The 15,107-nt window shown below is 67.2% G+C and carries 16 protein-coding genes; 4 read left to right on the top strand and 12 right to left on the bottom strand.

The features are described from left to right. Positions 1–20 precede the first annotated feature (20 nt). Positions 21–317: a hypothetical protein gene (locus ACFQDH_RS11560; RefSeq protein ID WP_382401428.1), complete on the top strand. Its 297-nt coding sequence runs from the start codon at positions 21–23 to the stop codon at positions 315–317. Positions 318–366: 49 nt separating this feature from the next. Here ACFQDH_RS11560 and ACFQDH_RS11555 read toward each other — a convergent pair whose 3' ends face one another. From ACFQDH_RS11555 to ACFQDH_RS11535, 5 genes are all read right to left on the bottom strand, one after another. Beyond that, positions 367–843 carry a hypothetical protein gene (locus ACFQDH_RS11555; RefSeq protein ID WP_382401426.1) on the bottom strand — a complete coding sequence of 159 codons (477 nt, stop codon included), beginning with the start codon at positions 841–843 and terminating at the stop codon, positions 367–369. A gap of 138 nt (positions 844–981) precedes the next feature. Then, complete coding sequence (locus ACFQDH_RS11550; RefSeq protein WP_382401424.1) at positions 982–1,452, bottom strand: mycothiol transferase; 471 nt, start codon at positions 1,450–1,452, stop codon at positions 982–984. A 425-nt stretch (positions 1,453–1,877) separates the two neighbouring features. Continuing rightward, on the bottom strand, positions 1,878–3,980 hold the full coding sequence (gene ligA / locus ACFQDH_RS11545; protein ID WP_382401422.1) for an NAD-dependent DNA ligase LigA: 2,103 nt from the start codon (positions 3,978–3,980) through the stop codon (positions 1,878–1,880). 181 nt (positions 3,981–4,161) lie between these two features. Further along, on the bottom strand, positions 4,162–5,148 hold the full coding sequence (locus ACFQDH_RS11540) for a uroporphyrinogen decarboxylase/cobalamine-independent methonine synthase family protein (RefSeq protein WP_382401420.1): 987 nt from the start codon (positions 5,146–5,148) through the stop codon (positions 4,162–4,164). Between the two features lie 11 nt (positions 5,149–5,159). Then, a complete protein-coding gene (locus ACFQDH_RS11535) occupies positions 5,160–5,855 on the bottom strand; it encodes a septum formation family protein (protein WP_382401418.1) in 696 nt (231 codons plus the stop codon). A gap of 1 nt (position 5,856) precedes the next feature. Between ACFQDH_RS11535 and ACFQDH_RS11530 the strand changes: the two genes are divergently transcribed. Next, positions 5,857–6,015 carry a hypothetical protein gene (locus ACFQDH_RS11530; protein ID WP_382401416.1) on the top strand — a complete coding sequence of 53 codons (159 nt, stop codon included), beginning with the start codon at positions 5,857–5,859 and terminating at the stop codon, positions 6,013–6,015. A gap of 207 nt (positions 6,016–6,222) precedes the next feature. Here ACFQDH_RS11530 and mnmA read toward each other — a convergent pair whose 3' ends face one another. The 3 genes from mnmA to ACFQDH_RS11515 all read right to left on the bottom strand — a co-directional run bounded on the left by mnmA (position 6,223) and on the right by ACFQDH_RS11515 (position 8,842). Continuing rightward, positions 6,223–7,299, bottom strand: a complete 1,077-nt coding sequence (gene mnmA, locus ACFQDH_RS11525) for a tRNA 2-thiouridine(34) synthase MnmA (protein WP_382401414.1) — start codon at positions 7,297–7,299, stop codon at positions 6,223–6,225. Further along, positions 7,299–8,501 (bottom strand): cysteine desulfurase family protein, encoded by a 1,203-nt coding sequence (locus ACFQDH_RS11520; RefSeq protein ID WP_382401412.1) that lies wholly within the window; start codon positions 8,499–8,501, stop codon positions 7,299–7,301. The genes mnmA and ACFQDH_RS11520 overlap by 1 nt, the downstream gene beginning before the upstream one ends. Before the next feature lie 137 nt (positions 8,502–8,638). Beyond that, the gene (locus ACFQDH_RS11515; RefSeq protein WP_382401410.1) at positions 8,639–8,842 is read right to left on the bottom strand and encodes a hypothetical protein; all 204 of its coding nucleotides are present in this window, start codon (positions 8,840–8,842) and stop codon (positions 8,639–8,641) included. On the opposite strand from ACFQDH_RS11515, the gene ACFQDH_RS11510 reads away from it, so the two are divergent. Beyond that, a complete protein-coding gene (locus ACFQDH_RS11510; protein WP_382401408.1) occupies positions 8,829–9,695 on the top strand; it encodes a hypothetical protein in 867 nt (288 codons plus the stop codon). The genes ACFQDH_RS11515 and ACFQDH_RS11510 overlap by 14 nt on opposite strands. 142 nt (positions 9,696–9,837) lie before the next feature. Here the strand turns inward: ACFQDH_RS11510 and ACFQDH_RS11505 are convergent, their stop codons facing one another. The 4 genes from ACFQDH_RS11505 to ACFQDH_RS11490 all read right to left on the bottom strand — a co-directional run bounded on the left by ACFQDH_RS11505 (position 9,838) and on the right by ACFQDH_RS11490 (position 12,808). Further along, positions 9,838–10,794 (bottom strand): electron transfer flavoprotein subunit alpha/FixB family protein, encoded by a 957-nt coding sequence (locus tag ACFQDH_RS11505; protein WP_382401406.1) that lies wholly within the window; start codon positions 10,792–10,794, stop codon positions 9,838–9,840. A 36-nt stretch (positions 10,795–10,830) separates the two neighbouring features. After that, positions 10,831–11,616 (bottom strand): electron transfer flavoprotein subunit beta/FixA family protein, encoded by a 786-nt coding sequence (locus tag ACFQDH_RS11500; RefSeq protein WP_382401404.1) that lies wholly within the window; start codon positions 11,614–11,616, stop codon positions 10,831–10,833. A 187-nt stretch (positions 11,617–11,803) separates the two neighbouring features. Beyond that, positions 11,804–12,172, bottom strand: coding sequence for a hypothetical protein (locus ACFQDH_RS11495; RefSeq protein WP_382401402.1), 369 nt, complete (start codon positions 12,170–12,172; stop codon positions 11,804–11,806). An 87-nt stretch (positions 12,173–12,259) separates the two neighbouring features. After that, the gene (locus ACFQDH_RS11490; RefSeq protein ID WP_382401400.1) at positions 12,260–12,808 is read right to left on the bottom strand and encodes a hypothetical protein; all 549 of its coding nucleotides are present in this window, start codon (positions 12,806–12,808) and stop codon (positions 12,260–12,262) included. A 119-nt stretch (positions 12,809–12,927) separates the two neighbouring features. Here ACFQDH_RS11490 and glgX point away from each other — a divergent pair, with 119 nt between their 5' ends. Then, positions 12,928–15,069 (top strand): glycogen debranching protein GlgX, encoded by a 2,142-nt coding sequence (gene glgX, locus ACFQDH_RS11485; RefSeq protein WP_382401398.1) that lies wholly within the window; start codon positions 12,928–12,930, stop codon positions 15,067–15,069. Positions 15,070–15,107: the final 38 nt, after the last annotated feature.

The raw sequence follows: 15,107 nt of genomic DNA, 5'->3' as shown, positions 1-15,107 counted from the left end.
AAGCAGCGCACAATGGAGCCATGAGCGCGGACCCCATCTCCAGCGACGACACCACCCGCTGCTGGTGTTGCGGCAACACCGTCGATCCCGACCGAATGGTCAGACTCGGCCGGCACCCTGAAGCGCGACTATGCCTGCAGTGCGCGCACTTCGCACACCAGCAGGCGTTGCGGATCGAAGACCGAGAAAAGCGCGGGCCGACCGTGTTTGCCCGCGACACGCTCCGCAACTTGCGCGGCGAGGTAATGCGTCGGGGACTTCACCAGAACAAGTTCATCGGCGGCTGGCTGCGCAGGCTCGGCAAGCATCTTCCGTAGCCATGAGGATCAACGTCTCCCGAAGGGCTGACTGTATGGCGAACGCGGCTCAGTGCGACACGGCTTGCAGCACGATGCCCGTCGGCATACTGACCAACAGGATGACCACGACGACCCGCATGGCCCACAGCAACCAGTTCGACGGAGCGTGCGCCAGCGCCCGCAGGACCAGCATCAGTGTTGCGATCAGCGGCAGACAACCCAGGTAGAGCACGATCGGGACGTCCAGCAGCGTCCCCGCGACCACCAGTGCATTGCCGGCGTTCCAGCAGCACAGCTCCGCCAGCCGGACCTTCGCCGATGTCGCGCCTTCGGTCAGCACGGCCTGGCCAAGGCCGATAAACCCCTGAGCCACCCCGGCAACGAGGACGACGTAGGCGACGGCCCAACTGCTGTGATAGCTCGCCGTCGGTGCGGCCGCCGCGGAGACGAAGCCACCGACGATAACCAGCCCGAGACCGATGACGACGAAGGGCGCAGCGGCCCTTCCGGTCGACGAAACAGGCCAAATCCCAGGCGTACTCACATCATTGAACCTAAGACACGGACCTGATGCGTCCGCCTCGGGTCGGGTTCGAAATGAGATTGGCGTGTGTGGCATGCGTCATCCACCGAAGGTCAGCGGGTGTCGTGAGAGAGCACCGTCAGGACATCCGTTGACCTCTCATGAGGCGGCACGCACGAAGTCCGCCGTGATGTCGAGGTGACCGCGGTGTTGGGCGAGCTCTTCGTAGACGTGCATCAGCACACCGCCTTGAGTGCGCACCTCGTCGGGATCCATGCTCCGCTCGCTCATCCTCCCGCGCGGGGCTGCGTCGCCGTCGAATCCCTGTATGTCGGAACGGAATGCCGCTCGCTGCTGCTCCACGAGCGCCACCAGCTCGTCGACCGTTCCGGAGGACGTGAACTCCGCGAGACGATCACGCGTGATCGGCCGGTCTGCCAGCACCTGACCGCCCCAGAACTCCAGGACACCGCAGCAGTGCCGCACGATCTGGTATGCCGTGTTGCCGCCCGGCAGACCTGTCTCCGTGTTCGTCAAGTCGTCGCCCAGCTCGCGGAGGGTTGCCGTCATACCGTTCAGCGCGCGGTCGACGTGGATCAGCACGACGTCCAGCGGGACTGCTTCGCTCATCTGAAACTCCTTGTGCTCGTTCGTAATTCGTGGAGCCGACCTCGAGACGGTCGCTCGTCCCTCACGACCTCCTCGGCCACCTCGGCAGATCAACTCGACCACAGATCGCTCCAGCCAACCACCGATGAGGGCGAGTCACCCGGGTGCCGAGGTGGTTGTCCGGCCGAACCTGTGGAACGAAACGGAGCGTTAGCGGAGTGAAGTGGAGGGCGTTCGGCCGGGCAGCCGCCTCGACACCCAACCAGGGTGACAACACGAGGCAGCGTGTCCTCGAGACGTCGGTCTCGATACACCTCCCCCGCTTCGCTCCTCCGGCACTCGACCAACTTGAGGTGACAACACGAGGCAGCGTGACCTCAAGACGTCGGTCTCGATACACCTCCCCCGCTTCGCTCCTCCGGCACTCGACCAGCTTGAGGTGCTACTCAACCCGCAGCATTCGGTGGGCCGGTTTCGAGGAGCTCCTCGAAGCCCTCCTCGTCGAGCGTCGGCACGCCGAGCTGCTCGGCCTTTTCGGCTTTGGTGCCGGCGTTGGCGCCGAGGACGACATACGAGGTCTTCTTCGACACCGAGCCGGCCGCCTTGCCGCCGCGCGCGATAATCGCTTCCTTGGCCGAGTCGCGACTGAACCGCTCGAGCGAGCCGGTCACGACGATCGTCAGTCCAGTCAGCGTCTGCACTACCGACTCGTCGCGCTCGTCGGCCATCCGCACACCGTCCTGCGCCCAGCGTTCCACGATCTGCCGGTGCCAGTCGACCTCGAACCAGTCGATGACGGCCTGCGCGATGACTCCGCCGACGCCGTCGGACGCAGCCAACTCCTCGACGCTCGCCGCCCGGATCGCCTCGATCGACCCGAATTCGGTCGCGAGGGCTCGCGCCGCGGTCGGTCCGACGTGCCGGATCGAGAGGCCGACGATGACCCGCCAGAGCGGCTGCTCCTTGGCTGCCGAGAGGTTGTCGAGCAGCCGAACACCGTTGGCGGACAACACCTTCCCGTCGACGATGTCGTCCTCGGAATCGGTCTTCTTCGCCGCACGCGTGTAGAGCGGCACTCGCACCAGCTGCTCGCGGGTCAGCCGGAAGAGCGTCGACTCGTCCGTGATCACGTCGGACTCGAGCAACGCGACCGCGCCCTCCCAGCCGAGCGCCTCGATGTCGAAAGCGCCCCGCCCGGCGAGGCTGAAGAGCCGCTCGCGCAACTGCGATGGACAGGTGCGGGAGTTGGGACACCGGATGTCCTTGTCGCCGTCCTTCTCGTAGGCGAGTTCCGTGCCGCACGACGGACAGTGCGTCGGCATCTCGAACTCCCGCTCGCTGCCGTCGCGCAGGTCGGCGACCGGCCCCAGGATCTCGGGTATGACGTCACCGGCCTTGCGCAGCACCACGGTGTCGCCGATCAACACGCCCTTGCGCTTGACCTCGAAAGCGTTGTGCAGCGTGGCATTTGCGACCGTGGAGCCCGCCACGACCACCGGCTCCATCACCGCGAACGGCGTGACCCGACCGGTGCGCCCGACGTTGACCTCGATGTCCAGCAGCTTGGTGTTGACCTCCTCGGGCGGGTACTTGTAGGCGATCGCCCAGCGCGGCGCACGCGACGTCGAGCCGAGCGCGCGCTGCACCGGCACCTCGTCGACCTTGACCACGACGCCGTCCAACTCGTGCTCGACGGAATGCCGGTTGGCGCCGGCCCACTCGACATACTTCTGCACCTTGGCGGCGGAGTCGACGACCTTGTAGTGGGTCGAGACCGGCAGGCCCCACTCCCGCAGCAGGTCATAAGCCTGCGACTGGCGCTGTATGTCGAAGCCCCGGCGAGCGCCGATGCCGTGCACCAGCATCCGCAGCGCGCGACTCGCGGTGACCCGTGGGTTCTTCTGCCGCAACGACCCGGCGGCGGTGTTGCGCGGGTTGGCGAACGGCGGCTTCCCCGACTCGACGAGCGCGGCGTTGAGCTGCTCGAAGTCGGCCATACCCATGAAGATCTCGCCGCGAACCTCGACCAGCTCCGGGACGTTGTCGCCCGACAACCGGTGCGGAATCCCTTGCACCGTGCGGACATTGGAGGTGACGTCCTCACCGGTCGTGCCGTCGCCGCGGGTCACACCACGCACCAGCCGGCCATTCTCATAGGTGAGGTTGATCGCCAGGCCGTCGATCTTCAGCTCGCACAAGAAATGCAGCGGTTGGTCGCCGACCTCCCGCTCCACCCGCGCGATCCAAGTGGCCAGCTCGTCGGCACTGAAGACGTTGTCCAGACTCAGCATTCGCTCGGCGTGCTTGACCGCGGTGAAGTCGGTGTTGAAGATCGCTCCGCCGACCTGTTGGGTCGGGCTGTCCGGACTGCGCAACGCCGGGAACTCGTCCTCGATCGCGTTGAGCCGCTTCATCAGCGCGTCATACTGACCGTCGCTGATCGTCGGCGCGTCGCGGACGTGGTAGGCGAACTGGTGACCGCGGGCCTCCTCAGCTAGGTCGGTCCACTCGTGCCGCGCTTCTGCCGGTATGCCGTCGGTCTCGCTCACCCGCCCAATCCTGCCGTATGTCACCGACAACCCGCCGACCAGCGCGCGACACAGCCGCCCTCATCGTCGAGAGGCTCACATACGCTTCGAGAGGCTCAGATAATCAAGCCGCGTAGGGCAAAGTTTCTGAGCCTCTCGATACTCTTCTGAGCCTCTCGGCGAGGGGGAGTAAGCGGGTCGCCTACTGTTCCACCACGTCGCGTATGGCGTGCGCAGCGTCGACCGTGAGACGGCCGATTCGCGAGGCGTCAGCCGGCGAGAGTCCGGCCAGTCCGCATGCGGGCGTGACGACGACCTGCTCCAGGAGGGCCGGCTCCAGGCCCACCCGGTGCCACTGCTCCACGAAGGGATCGACGTGGTCGCGCGGGTGCCGCGCCGTCGATCCGGTCGGCACGAGGCCGGCCCACAACCGCCGCCCGGACTCAACCAGCTCGGCGATGCCGTCCCACTGCGCGGTCCGCACCAGAGAGGTGTCGAGCGCGAGCTCGAGACCGTCCACCTGACGCACCAGCGGCACTGGCACGTCAGCGGCGCAGCAGTGCATCACCTGCGAATCTGCCTGACCAGCAACGGTTTCCGTCACGCGAGTCAGTCCATCACGCGCGAAGTTGCCATCGACAGCCCGCAGGCTGCCGAAGCCGGAGACCGTGGGCAGGCGGCCGGCCAGCACGGCCGGCAGCCCCGGCTCGTCCCACTGCACGGTCACCCGCGCGCCCGGCACCAGCCGCCGCACTTGGGCCACGTGCTCCGCAACGGTGTCGGCGAGCGACTGGATGACGTCACGCACCGCTCCCGGGTCGCTGACCACGCGCTCGCCACGCGGCAACGCCAGCGTCGCCACAAGCGTCCACGGACCGCATGACTGGACCTTCAGCGAGCCGGCGTAGCCGTCATACACCTCGGCGAGCACGTCGAGGTCCTCGCGCAGGAAGGCCCGTGCCCGCGACGCGTCCCGTCCTGAGCCGTCTGTCAGCCGCCAGCCGGCGGGCTGCAGGTCGACCGCGAGTCCGGTCAGTTGTGCCGCGGTGCGACCGATGAGGTCGGCGCCCGGCCCGCGTGCGGGCAACTCCACCAGGTAGGGCACGCCGCCATCGCCATACAACTCCCGGACGGCACGGGCCGCCCCCTGGACGTCGGTGCCCGGCAACGATCCGACCCCGCTGGCCACGGCGACAACGCTCACTTGTACGCAGACAGCGGCTTGTTCTTGATGCCCTTCAGCGGCTTGGTGAACGTGCCGGACGTCGCCTCCACGAAGCAGGCGGTCATCGTCGTGCCTTGCTTCCAGCCCTGCGCCCCGGTGCTGTTCGCCGCGGCGATGACATCGTTGCGACCGGCGCCGATGTACTTCTTGGCCAGCGGGACGCACTTCTGCAGGGCGCGCTGGTCGACCGTCTTGCTGCCGGGATATTTGCCGTCTGCCGTGCCGATCACGTAGCCGCCGATGGTCTCGGCCTTGTGAGGGTCGGTGCAGGGCACGATGCTCGGTGAGTCCGTCTTGCTCGGTCGCTCCTTGGTGCAGATCCGGTAGTCGACGTAGCCCTTGTCCTTGATGCGATTCTTCAAGGCGTAGCTGATCTCCTGGTACCCGGAGTCGTCCGGCTTCGCTACCGCAGCCGCGCAGACGATCTGATGGGCGGCATCGGAATCCACCACCGTCGGCACCGGCTGGTCGAGGATCCGTGAGAACGCTGCGCTGGGTTCACCGACATACTTCGCCAGCTCGTTGTTGCAGGTCCAGGTGCGCAGCACACCGCGCTTGATGATGTCGTTGGCGTCCTTGGACGTCTTGACGATCGACATGACCTCCAGCTTGTGCTGCTGGTCGCACGGCGTGACCTGCCAGTTCTGGGTGTCATTGAGACACTGGCCCACCTTGAACGCCGCGGGCGCTCCGGCGGTGCTGGTGCTCGACGTGGGTCCCGAGGACGGACTCGTGGACGACGAACTGGTCTCGGAGGTTGGCGCGGCCGATGACGTCGTCGTCTGTGGCGGCGGCGTGACCGCCGGCGAACTGCTTCCCCGCACGCGGTGAGGCCCAAGCACAAGGTGCCGATGGTGGCGACAGCCAACAGTGGTCGAGTCGTACGGTGGTCGGTCATAGCCATGCGAGATCCCTCGTTGTTCCCTGTGATCGGCGGTAACGATAGCCGGTGGCACCTCCGGCTTCCTACACCTGACGATTCCGGGCGCGGATCGGTTGCATCGGGACCCAGCGCAGGAGTGGGCTCGGTAGCGAAGCTCAGGCGCGGGCTGTGGCGGTGATCGTCGCGGATCCGACGACCCTGGTGCCGTCATACAGAACGACCGACTGGCCGGGTGCGACGCCGCGTGCCCGCCGGTCCAGCCGCACAGTCACCTGGTCACCGTCAGCAACCGCCCGCCCGGCGAATTCCTCACCGTGCGCACGCAATTGGGCTCCAACCGCGAGCTCACCCGTCGGCGCATCCCCGCACCAGCGGGCGTGCTCACCCACCACCACGTCGATGCCCAGCAGGTCCTCGGTGCCGACCACCACAGTGTTGGAACGCGGCTGCACGTCCACCACATAGCGCTTCGCGCCATCGTCGCGCGGCACCTTCAGGCCGAGGCCGCGGCGCTGGCCGACCGTGTAGGCGAACGCCCCCTGGTGCTGCCCGACGACGTCGCCGTCGGTGTCGACGATGTCACCGGGCTGCTCCCCCAGGCGCCGTGTCAGCCAGCCCTTGGTGTCGCCGTCGGCGATGAAACAGATGTCGTGGCTGTCCGGCTTCTTGGCGACCGAGAACCCGCGCGCGGCGGCTTCCTCACGGATCTGCGGCTTCGTCGTGTCACCCAGCGGGAAGAACGAACGAGCCAGCTGATCGGCGTCCAGCACGCCCAGCACGTAGGACTGGTCCTTGGCCATGTCGACCGCTCGGTGCAACTCCCGGCCGTGCGCGCCCTCGACGATCTGGGCGTAGTGACCGGTCGCGACCGCGTCGAAACCGAGTGCGAGCGCCTTGTCCAGCAACGCCGCGAACTTGATCCGCTCGTTGCAGCGCAGGCACGGGTTGGGTGTGCGACCGGCCGTGTATTCGGCGACGAAGTCCTCGACCACGTCCTCCTTGAACCGCTGCGCCATGTCCCAGACGTAGAACGGTATGCCGACCCGGTCGGCCACCCGGCGGGCGTCTCCCGCGTCCTCGATGGTGCAGCAGCCGCGCGCGGATTCCCGCAGGGTTGCTGCGGATTGGGACAGGGCGAGGTGCACGCCGACGACCTCGTGACCGGCGTCGACCATCCGGGCGGCCGCAACCGCCGAGTCGACACCACCGCTCATGGCTGCGACGACCCGCATCAGCGACCGCTCCTGCTCGCCGAACGTGCCCGGCGGGCGCGGTCGACCGCGGCCGGCAGCGCGTCCAGGAAGGCGGCGACGTCAGCATCGGTGGAGGTGTGGCCGAGGGTGAGGCGCAACGCGCCACGCGCGTCGTCCTCGGTGATGCCCATGGCCAGCAGGACGTGACTGGGTTGTGGCACACCCGCCTGGCAGGCCGAACCGGTCGAGCACTCGATGCCGGCAGCATCGAGCAGGTAGAGCAACGAGTCACCGTCGCATCCGGGAATGCGCAGGTGTGCGTTGCCCGCGAGCCGCGCGGTGACGTCGCCGACCTCGTGTGAGCCGGTCACCTCGATGTCCAGGCCGAGGTCCAGCGCACCGCCAATCAGCTTGTCGCGCAACGCAGCCAGCTTCTCCTGCTCTTGTGGAAGCTCCTGGGTCGCAAGGGTGGCCGCCACCGCCATACCTCTGATGCCTGGGGTGTTGAGCGTGCCGCTGCGCAGCTGGCGTTCCTGGCCACCGCCGTGTGTGAGAGGCATCAGCCTGGCGTCGCGGCGCGCGATCAGCACGCCGACTCCCTGTGGCCCGCCGAACTTGTGGGCGCTCGCCGTCAGCAGGTCGGCACCGGAGGCGGTGAAGTCGACGGGCACCTGGCCGACCGCCTGGACGGCGTCGGTGTGCATGGGTATGCCGTGCTGGTGTGCCACGGCTGCCACCTCGGCCACCGGTTGAACCGTGCCGACCTCGTTGTTGGCCCACATCAGCGAGACCAGCGCGACCGACTCCGGATCACGCTCGATCAACTCACGCACCTGTGCCGGGTTGCTGCGTCCTGCCGCGTCGACCTCGATCCAGTCGACGACAGCACCCTCGTGATCCACCAGATACTCGACCGCGTCCAGCACGGCGTGGTGCTCGGTCGCACCGATCAGCAGCCGGTTGCGCCGCGGGTCGTCCGCACGACGCTGCCACCAGGTGCCCTTGATCGCCAGGTTGTCGGACTCGGTGCCGCCGGAGGTGAAGACGACCTCCGACGGGCCGCAGCCGAGCGCCTTCGCCAGGGCCTCACGGGACTCCTCGACGACCTTGCGGGCTGCCCTGCCTGCAGTGTGCAACGACGACGCGTTGCCGCCGGTGGCGAGTTGTTCGGCAATCGCTGTCACGACCTCCGGCCGGGTCGGAGTCGTTGCTGCGTGGTCGAGATATGCCGTGAACTTCACCCGTCAAGGGTACGCGCGGTAATGGGTGCGTCCGTTCGGCCGTGGGTGCAGCCGGCTCCAGCGGGCCGGAGGAGCACTCAGGGGCGCCAGCGTCCCGCGGTGTCACGCGGATTTGCGACACTGTGCCGTGTGTCCGCTCACACTCGTAGCTCTCGGTCCCGACCGCGCGCCCTCCTGGCCATCGCGGCGTGCGCGGCCGCCGTCACACTGACCGGCTGCAACTCGTCCGGCAGCGGCGGAGTTGCGGCCCCGGGTTCAACGGCGCCCACGTCGGCGTCCCCGACGGTCTGCTCGACGACCTCCGCCCAGCGCCTTTCAGGGGTGACCGTGCCCTTCGGCACCGCGTTCCCGACCGGATCGTCCTCCGCACTGCAAGTGAGCGCCGGTGCGCCGGAGATCAGCTCCGTCCCCTCCGGGCGGCCGGGTTTCCGCCTGGTCCAGGTGCCGATCAAGGCGAGTGTCCGCACCAACGGCACGTTCGCGGTCGACCACTCCCAATTCATCCTCGTCGACCGCGCGGGCCGGAATTGCGAACAGCCCTCGATCAATCCGCTCAGCAACGGCTTCGTGGCGCTGACCGTCGACGAGTCGCGCACCGGTGCCGGCTCGGTGGCATTCCTGGTGCCTTCCGCGACGGTGTTGGCGCAGTTGAGCGTCCGCTACCTGCCTGCGGTCGACGCCACGTCGGCCACGCTGTCCTGGCGGGACGGCGCCGCAGCTCCCTCGCCGACGAAGCCCCCGAACGGCTGTGACGGCGCGAAGGCGAAAATCTCAGGCTCCGGCAGCCTGGCCTCGTTCGGATCGTCCCTCAAGCACGGCAACGGTGTCGCCTCGACGTCGGTCCAGGCGGGCACGCCGAAGCGCCGGGCGTTCAAGCCGGGACCGACCCAGCCCAACGACGTGGATGCCATCGACGTTCGGCTGAAGGTGTCCGCCGAAGGCGCCGACGCGTTCGTCGACCGCCGATCGTTCGCGCTGGTCGACGGTTCCGGTCGGCTGTGCCGCAGCTCCGAGCTGGGCAGCCAGGGCGAGACCCTCACCAGCGCACTGGTGAAGAAGGGGCATTCCAAGGACTACACGGTGGTCTTCTGGGCACCGAAGGGGGCGCCATACACGGCCTGCGGCTGGTGGAGCTCACGACGCCAGGTGGCACCAAGGCGCAGTCGACCTGGTCGGACGCAAAGCTCACCCTGAAGCCGCTCAAGCCCTGACCTACCGGTTCCGATTGACCGGCATACGAACAGATTGAGCGGCATAGGAATCCGGTCGGATTCCTATGCCGCTCAATGAGTTGGTGCGCCGGTCAATCAGGAACCTGCACCCGAGGGGATCACCGTCAGGACTTGGCGGCCTTCACAGCGTCGGTGGCCTGCGGCAGGACGGTGAACAGGTCACCGACCACACCGAAGTCGACCAGCTCGAAGATGGGTGCTTCTTCGTCCTTGTTGATCGCCACGATCGTCTTGGACGTCTGCATCCCGGCCCGGTGCTGGATCGCACCGGAGATGCCGCAGGCGACATACAGCTGCGGACTGACCTGCTTGCCGGTCTGACCGACCTGGTTCGAGTGCGGGTACCAGCCCGCATCGACCGCCGCACGCGAGGCACCGACCGCGGCGCCCAGGGTGTCGGCGAACGCCTCCACCGGTGAGAAGTCACCGGAGGTGCCACGGCCACCGGAGACCACGATCTGCGCCTCGGTCAGCTCGGGACGACCCGACTTCGCCTTCGGCTCGCTTCCGGTGATCTTCGCGGCCTTGGCCACCTCCGACACCGTCACCTGCACCGGGACCACGGTCGCACCGGCCTGCGCAGCCGCCGGGGCGGTCGCGTTGGCCTTGACCGTCACGATCGCCGGGGACTTGGTCACCACCGCCTGGACCGTGTAGTTGGACGCGAACGCCGACTGCGTGGTCGCCACACCGCCGTCGCCCGCGGTCACGTTCGTCGCGTCGGTGATCAGGCCACCGCCGGTCTTGACCGCCAGCCGGGCAGCAGCCTCCTTGGCAACGGCACCGGTCGGCAACAGGATCGCCGCCGGCGACGCCTGCTCCGCCACCGCGGCCAACGCCTCGGCCAACGGCGCCGCCACCGCACCAGTCACCTCGGGATTGTCCACCACGTACACCTTGGCAGCACCGAACTGCGCAAGGCGCGGACGCGCAGCCGCCACGGCGCCACCGACGAAGACCGCCGACGGCTCACCCAGCCCGCGCGCGAGCGTCAACAGCTCGGCAGTGTTCTTCTTGACCTGTCCGTCGGTGTGATCGACCAGAACGAGGACTTCAGCCATGATGAATCTCCTTGCAAATCAATGTCATTGGTCGGATCAAAGCAACTTGGACTTAGCCAGGAACTCGGCCAGCTTCGTGCCGCCATCGCCCTCGTCGGTCACGATCTGCCCCTGCGCACGCGGCGGGCGAGCGGTGAACGACGTCACCTTCGTCGCGGCGCCCGCCAAACCCACCAGGCCGGCATCAACGCCGAGGTCGGCCAGCGACCACGTCTGCACCGGCTTCTTCTTGGCCGCCATGATCCCCTTGAACGAGGGATAACGCGGCTCGTTGATCTGGTCGGTCACCGACACCACCGCCGGCAGCGGCGCCTCGAACGAGTCCGACGCAGTGTCGCTGTCGCGGCGACCCCTGACCACACCATCGGCGATCTCCAGGGTCGACAACTGGGTCACCTGCGGCAGACCCAAACGCTCGGCCAGCATCGCCGGCACCACACTCATCGTGCCGTCCGTCGATGCCAAACCCATCAACACCAACTCAGGGTTGCCGTCAGCGGCCTTCTTGACCGCCTCGGCCAGCACCAGCGAGGTCGCCGGCGCGTCCGAGCCGTGGATCGCGTCGTCCAGCACGTGCACACCCTTGTGCGCACCCATCTGCAACGCCTTCTTGATCGCGTCGGCAGCGCCCTCCGGGCCGACGGTCAGGACCGTCACCTCACCATCGCCGGCTTCCACCAGCTTCAGAGCCGCTTCAACCGCGTATTCGTCAAGCTCCGACAACAAACCATCCACATTCGAACGATCCGTCGTGTTGTCCTCATTGAACGTGCGGTCAGCTTGCGCATCCGGCACGTACTTGACACAGACCACGATGTTCATGCGTCTATCGTCCTCTTCCATCAGGGTGCGAGTGTCTGACCTCAGTCAGCGTTCACGGGCGGGACGCGGGCAGCGCCCAAACCTGCGGCGATCGTATGCCGAGGCCGTTGTGCCCGATTACCCGCAGCATGCTACCCGCGAGTAACAACGGGATGCCAGGGACCCTGCAGGAAGTTGATTGCCAGGCTCAGTGGTGCCGGACCCAGATCACGATCATGCCGACGGCGGTGAGCGCGACGATGATCCATGGCGCGAGCTTGTTGAGCACGAACCGAATGGTCGTCAGCCGCTCGCCCGGTGCCACGGCATACACATCGGACCGCGAGCCGGCCGCCAGGTCGAAGACTGCGGCACCGACGGTGATCACCGCTCCGATGACGAAGACCAGCCAGGGCGGCGCGCCGACCGCGCTGTCGGCGCTCTTGGCCATGCCGGTCCAGCCCAGCAACGCGATGAACATCCCGACCAGACCGACGACGGCGACAGTGATCGCCACCAGCCGACTGCGTTCGGCCGCTTCGCTGCCCGGCGCCACCGGGACCTGATCGGTTGTCATCCTGCTCCGTCCTCAAACCACCGGGGCCGGTGGTGACGCCGAGACTAGCGTCACCACCGGCCCCGGCGGGTGTAAGTCGTTCTACTTCTACTGCTGCTGCTGCTCGTTGGCGTCGGACTGCATGGCGTTGGCCATCACCTGGGCGACGGCCGGCGGCTCGTCGGAGTTGGCGGCGTGCGGACCATCGCTGGTGACCGCCTGGTGCCACAACTGCACAGCGGTGAGCACCATCTGCGTGGTCGACTGCACGAGTGTCTTGACGTCGTCGGCCGGCGAGACCAGGTGCTCGCCGGTGACGATGAGGTTGCCGTTGGCCAGGCCGGTCTTGACGATGTTCAGGCTCAGCGAGACATCGTTGGCAGCAAGGAGCTGCTTGGTGATGTCCTGCGGGAGGTCATCGGTGATCTGCCACTGGCCGAAAATGCGCATCATCGCAGGCTCGCCGTCGACGCAGCGCACGAAGAGCTGCTGGCCCTCGACCTTGTAGCTGACGTCGCCGTCGGCGTCGAGCTCGGGGCGGAAGCCCTCCTCCTGCAGGGCGTCCATCACGCGCTTCTGCAGCTGGCCGTCGCCGGCCGGGGCGGATGGCGCCGAGGCGGGCGGGGCGAAGTTGGGCAAAGAAGTCGGATCTGTCATGTGACCCACGCTACTTCACGCGCTCGGCACAGAAAACTTCATGGGGTGAGGGTCGGGTACCAGCGAAGTTCGAAGCGAGGAACAAGCCGAGAACTTCGTGTGGTGGCTACGCTCCCGGGGTGTCTGAATCACTGATTGCCACTGCACGCACCTCTCCCGACGCACCGCCACCGCTCGGCGCGACGGCCGATGACGAGGGCGTCGAATTCAGTGTGTATGCCGGAGGAGCGACCGCTGTCGAGGTGTGTCTCTTCGACGACGCCGGCGCCGAGCAGCGGGTGCCGCTGGCCGAGCACGCGCACGGCATGTGGGCCGGACACGTGCCGGGCATTGGTGTCGGGCAGCTCTATGGTTACCGGGCGCATGGCAGCTGGGATCCGACGCACGGTCACCGCTACAACGCCGCGAAACTCCTGCTCGATCCCTACGCGCGGGGCGTCGTGGGTGAAATCGACTGGCGCCCAGAGGTTTTCGGGCACGGAGTCAACGCAGAGCTCTCCGGTGACGAGAGCGTACGAGACGACCGCGACAGCGCGCCATACGTTCCACGCAGTGTTGTCGTCGGCAACGGATTCGATTGGGGCGCCGACAAGCCACCGCACACCCCCTGGGACCGCACCGTCCTCTACGAGGCGCATGTGCGCGGCCTCACCGAGCAGCTCGCGGACGTGCCGGAGCATCTGCGCGGCACCTACGCCGGGGTCGCGCATCCGGTGACGATCGCCCACCTGAAGGCCCTCGGCGTCACCACGGTCGAGCTGCTGCCGGTGCACGCCTTCACCTCGGAGCCCCAGCTGGTGCAGCGGGATCTGACGAATTATTGGGGTTACAACACGCTCGGCTTCTTCGCACCGCACTCGGCATACGCGTCGGCGACCTCCCCTCAGGAGGTGATCCACGAGTTCAAGGGCATGGTGAAGCTGCTGCACGAGGCCGGCCTCGAGGTGGTCCTCGACGTCGTCTACAACCACACCTGTGAGCAGGGCAGTAGGACCGGCGCGACGCTCTCGTGGCGCGGGTTGTCGTCAGCGACCTATTACCGCCTGGACGAGCGCGGTGACGACGTCGACGTGACCGGTTGCGGCAACACTCTCGACATGCGGCACCCGGAAACCGTTCGTATGGTGTTGGATTCGCTGCGTTACTGGGCGACCGAGATGCGGGTGGACGGGTTCCGCTTCGACCTGGCTCCCGCGCTCGCCCGGGGACTGGACGACGCGTTCCACCCGGACCACCCCTTCCTGATGGCACTGCGCACCGACCCGGTGCTGTCACGTGTCAAGCTCATCGCCGAGCCGTGGGATCTGGGATCACACGGATGGCGCACCGGGCAGTTCCCCGCTCCGTTCGCGGACTGGAACGACCGTTTCCGCGACACCGTCCGCAGCTTCTGGCTGACCGATCTGGCCGCGGACCAAGCAGGTCGGGCCGGACACGGCGTGAGTGACCTCGGCACCCGAATCGCCGGCTCGAAGGACCTCTTCGCCTCCCGGTCCCCGCTCGCCTCGATCAACATCGTCAGCACACACGACGGTTTCACGATCGCTGACCTCACGGCGTATGACGACAAGCACAACCAGGCCAACGGCGAGGACAACCGGGACGGCAGCGCCGACAACCACTCGTGGAACTTCGGCGTCGAGGGTCATGACTCGGCGGGTGATGACGTCGAGGCAACTCGTCGTCGGGCCATCCGCAACCTGCTGGCCACGGCCTTCGTCTCGGCCGGTGTGCCGATGCTGCTCGGCGGTGACGAGCTCGGTCGCACGCAGCAGGGCAACAACAACGCCTACTGCCAGGACAACGAAATCAGTTGGTACGACTGGAAGCTCGCGCAATGGCAGCGGGACCTGACCGACACGACGACGTTTCTTGCTGAGTTCCGAGCGGCCCATCCGGTGCTGCGTCAGCGCACGTTCTTCCCCGGCGACCCGATCGATGGCGACGCGTTCGCGGCCTTGCACTGGCACGGCGGCGACGGCTCCATCATGACAGCGGACCAATGGAACGACGGCAGTACGCGCATCCTGCAGGTGGTCTTCGACGGCGCCGACATCGGCGATGACCGGATCCTGTTGGTGCTCAACGGTCGCGCGCACGACACCGCGGTCCGCTTGCCCGAACAAACCGGCGTCAGCACCTGGGAGCTGGCCTGGGACAGCCGCTACGAGCGCCCCGAGGAGTTACCCAGCACGTCGGTCCGTGTCGGCGACGAACTCCCGGTCAGCGCAGGGTCTTTCGCCATACTCATCGGCGCCTGAACGTCGATCGAGAGGACCCCTTCAGCATCGAGAGGACC

Origin of the sequence: Flexivirga alba, from assembly GCF_042661025.1 — a bacterium.
GTDB lineage: Bacteria > Actinomycetota > Actinomycetes > Actinomycetales > Dermatophilaceae > Flexivirga > Flexivirga alba.
The sequence above is the reverse complement of the archived record's forward strand: the minus strand, read 5'-3'. Positions and strand labels throughout refer to the sequence as shown.

Coding starts and splice junctions, on each gene's coding strand:
- ACFQDH_RS11560 (WP_382401428.1), top strand. CDS start 21: ATGAGCGCGGACCCCATCTCCAGCGACGACACCACCCGCTGCTGGTGT.
- ACFQDH_RS11550 (WP_382401424.1), bottom strand. CDS start 1,452: ATGAGCGAAGCAGTCCCGCTGGACGTCGTGCTGATCCACGTCGACCGC.
- mnmA (WP_382401414.1), bottom strand. CDS start 7,299: ATGCGGGTCGTCGCAGCCATGAGCGGTGGTGTCGACTCGGCGGTTGCG.
- ACFQDH_RS11505 (WP_382401406.1), bottom strand. CDS start 10,794: ATGGCTGAAGTCCTCGTTCTGGTCGATCACACCGACGGACAGGTCAAG.
- ACFQDH_RS11500 (WP_382401404.1), bottom strand. CDS start 11,616: ATGAACATCGTGGTCTGTGTCAAGTACGTGCCGGATGCGCAAGCTGAC.
- ACFQDH_RS11495 (WP_382401402.1), bottom strand. CDS start 12,172: ATGACAACCGATCAGGTCCCGGTGGCGCCGGGCAGCGAAGCGGCCGAA.
- ACFQDH_RS11490 (WP_382401400.1), bottom strand. CDS start 12,808: ATGACAGATCCGACTTCTTTGCCCAACTTCGCCCCGCCCGCCTCGGCG.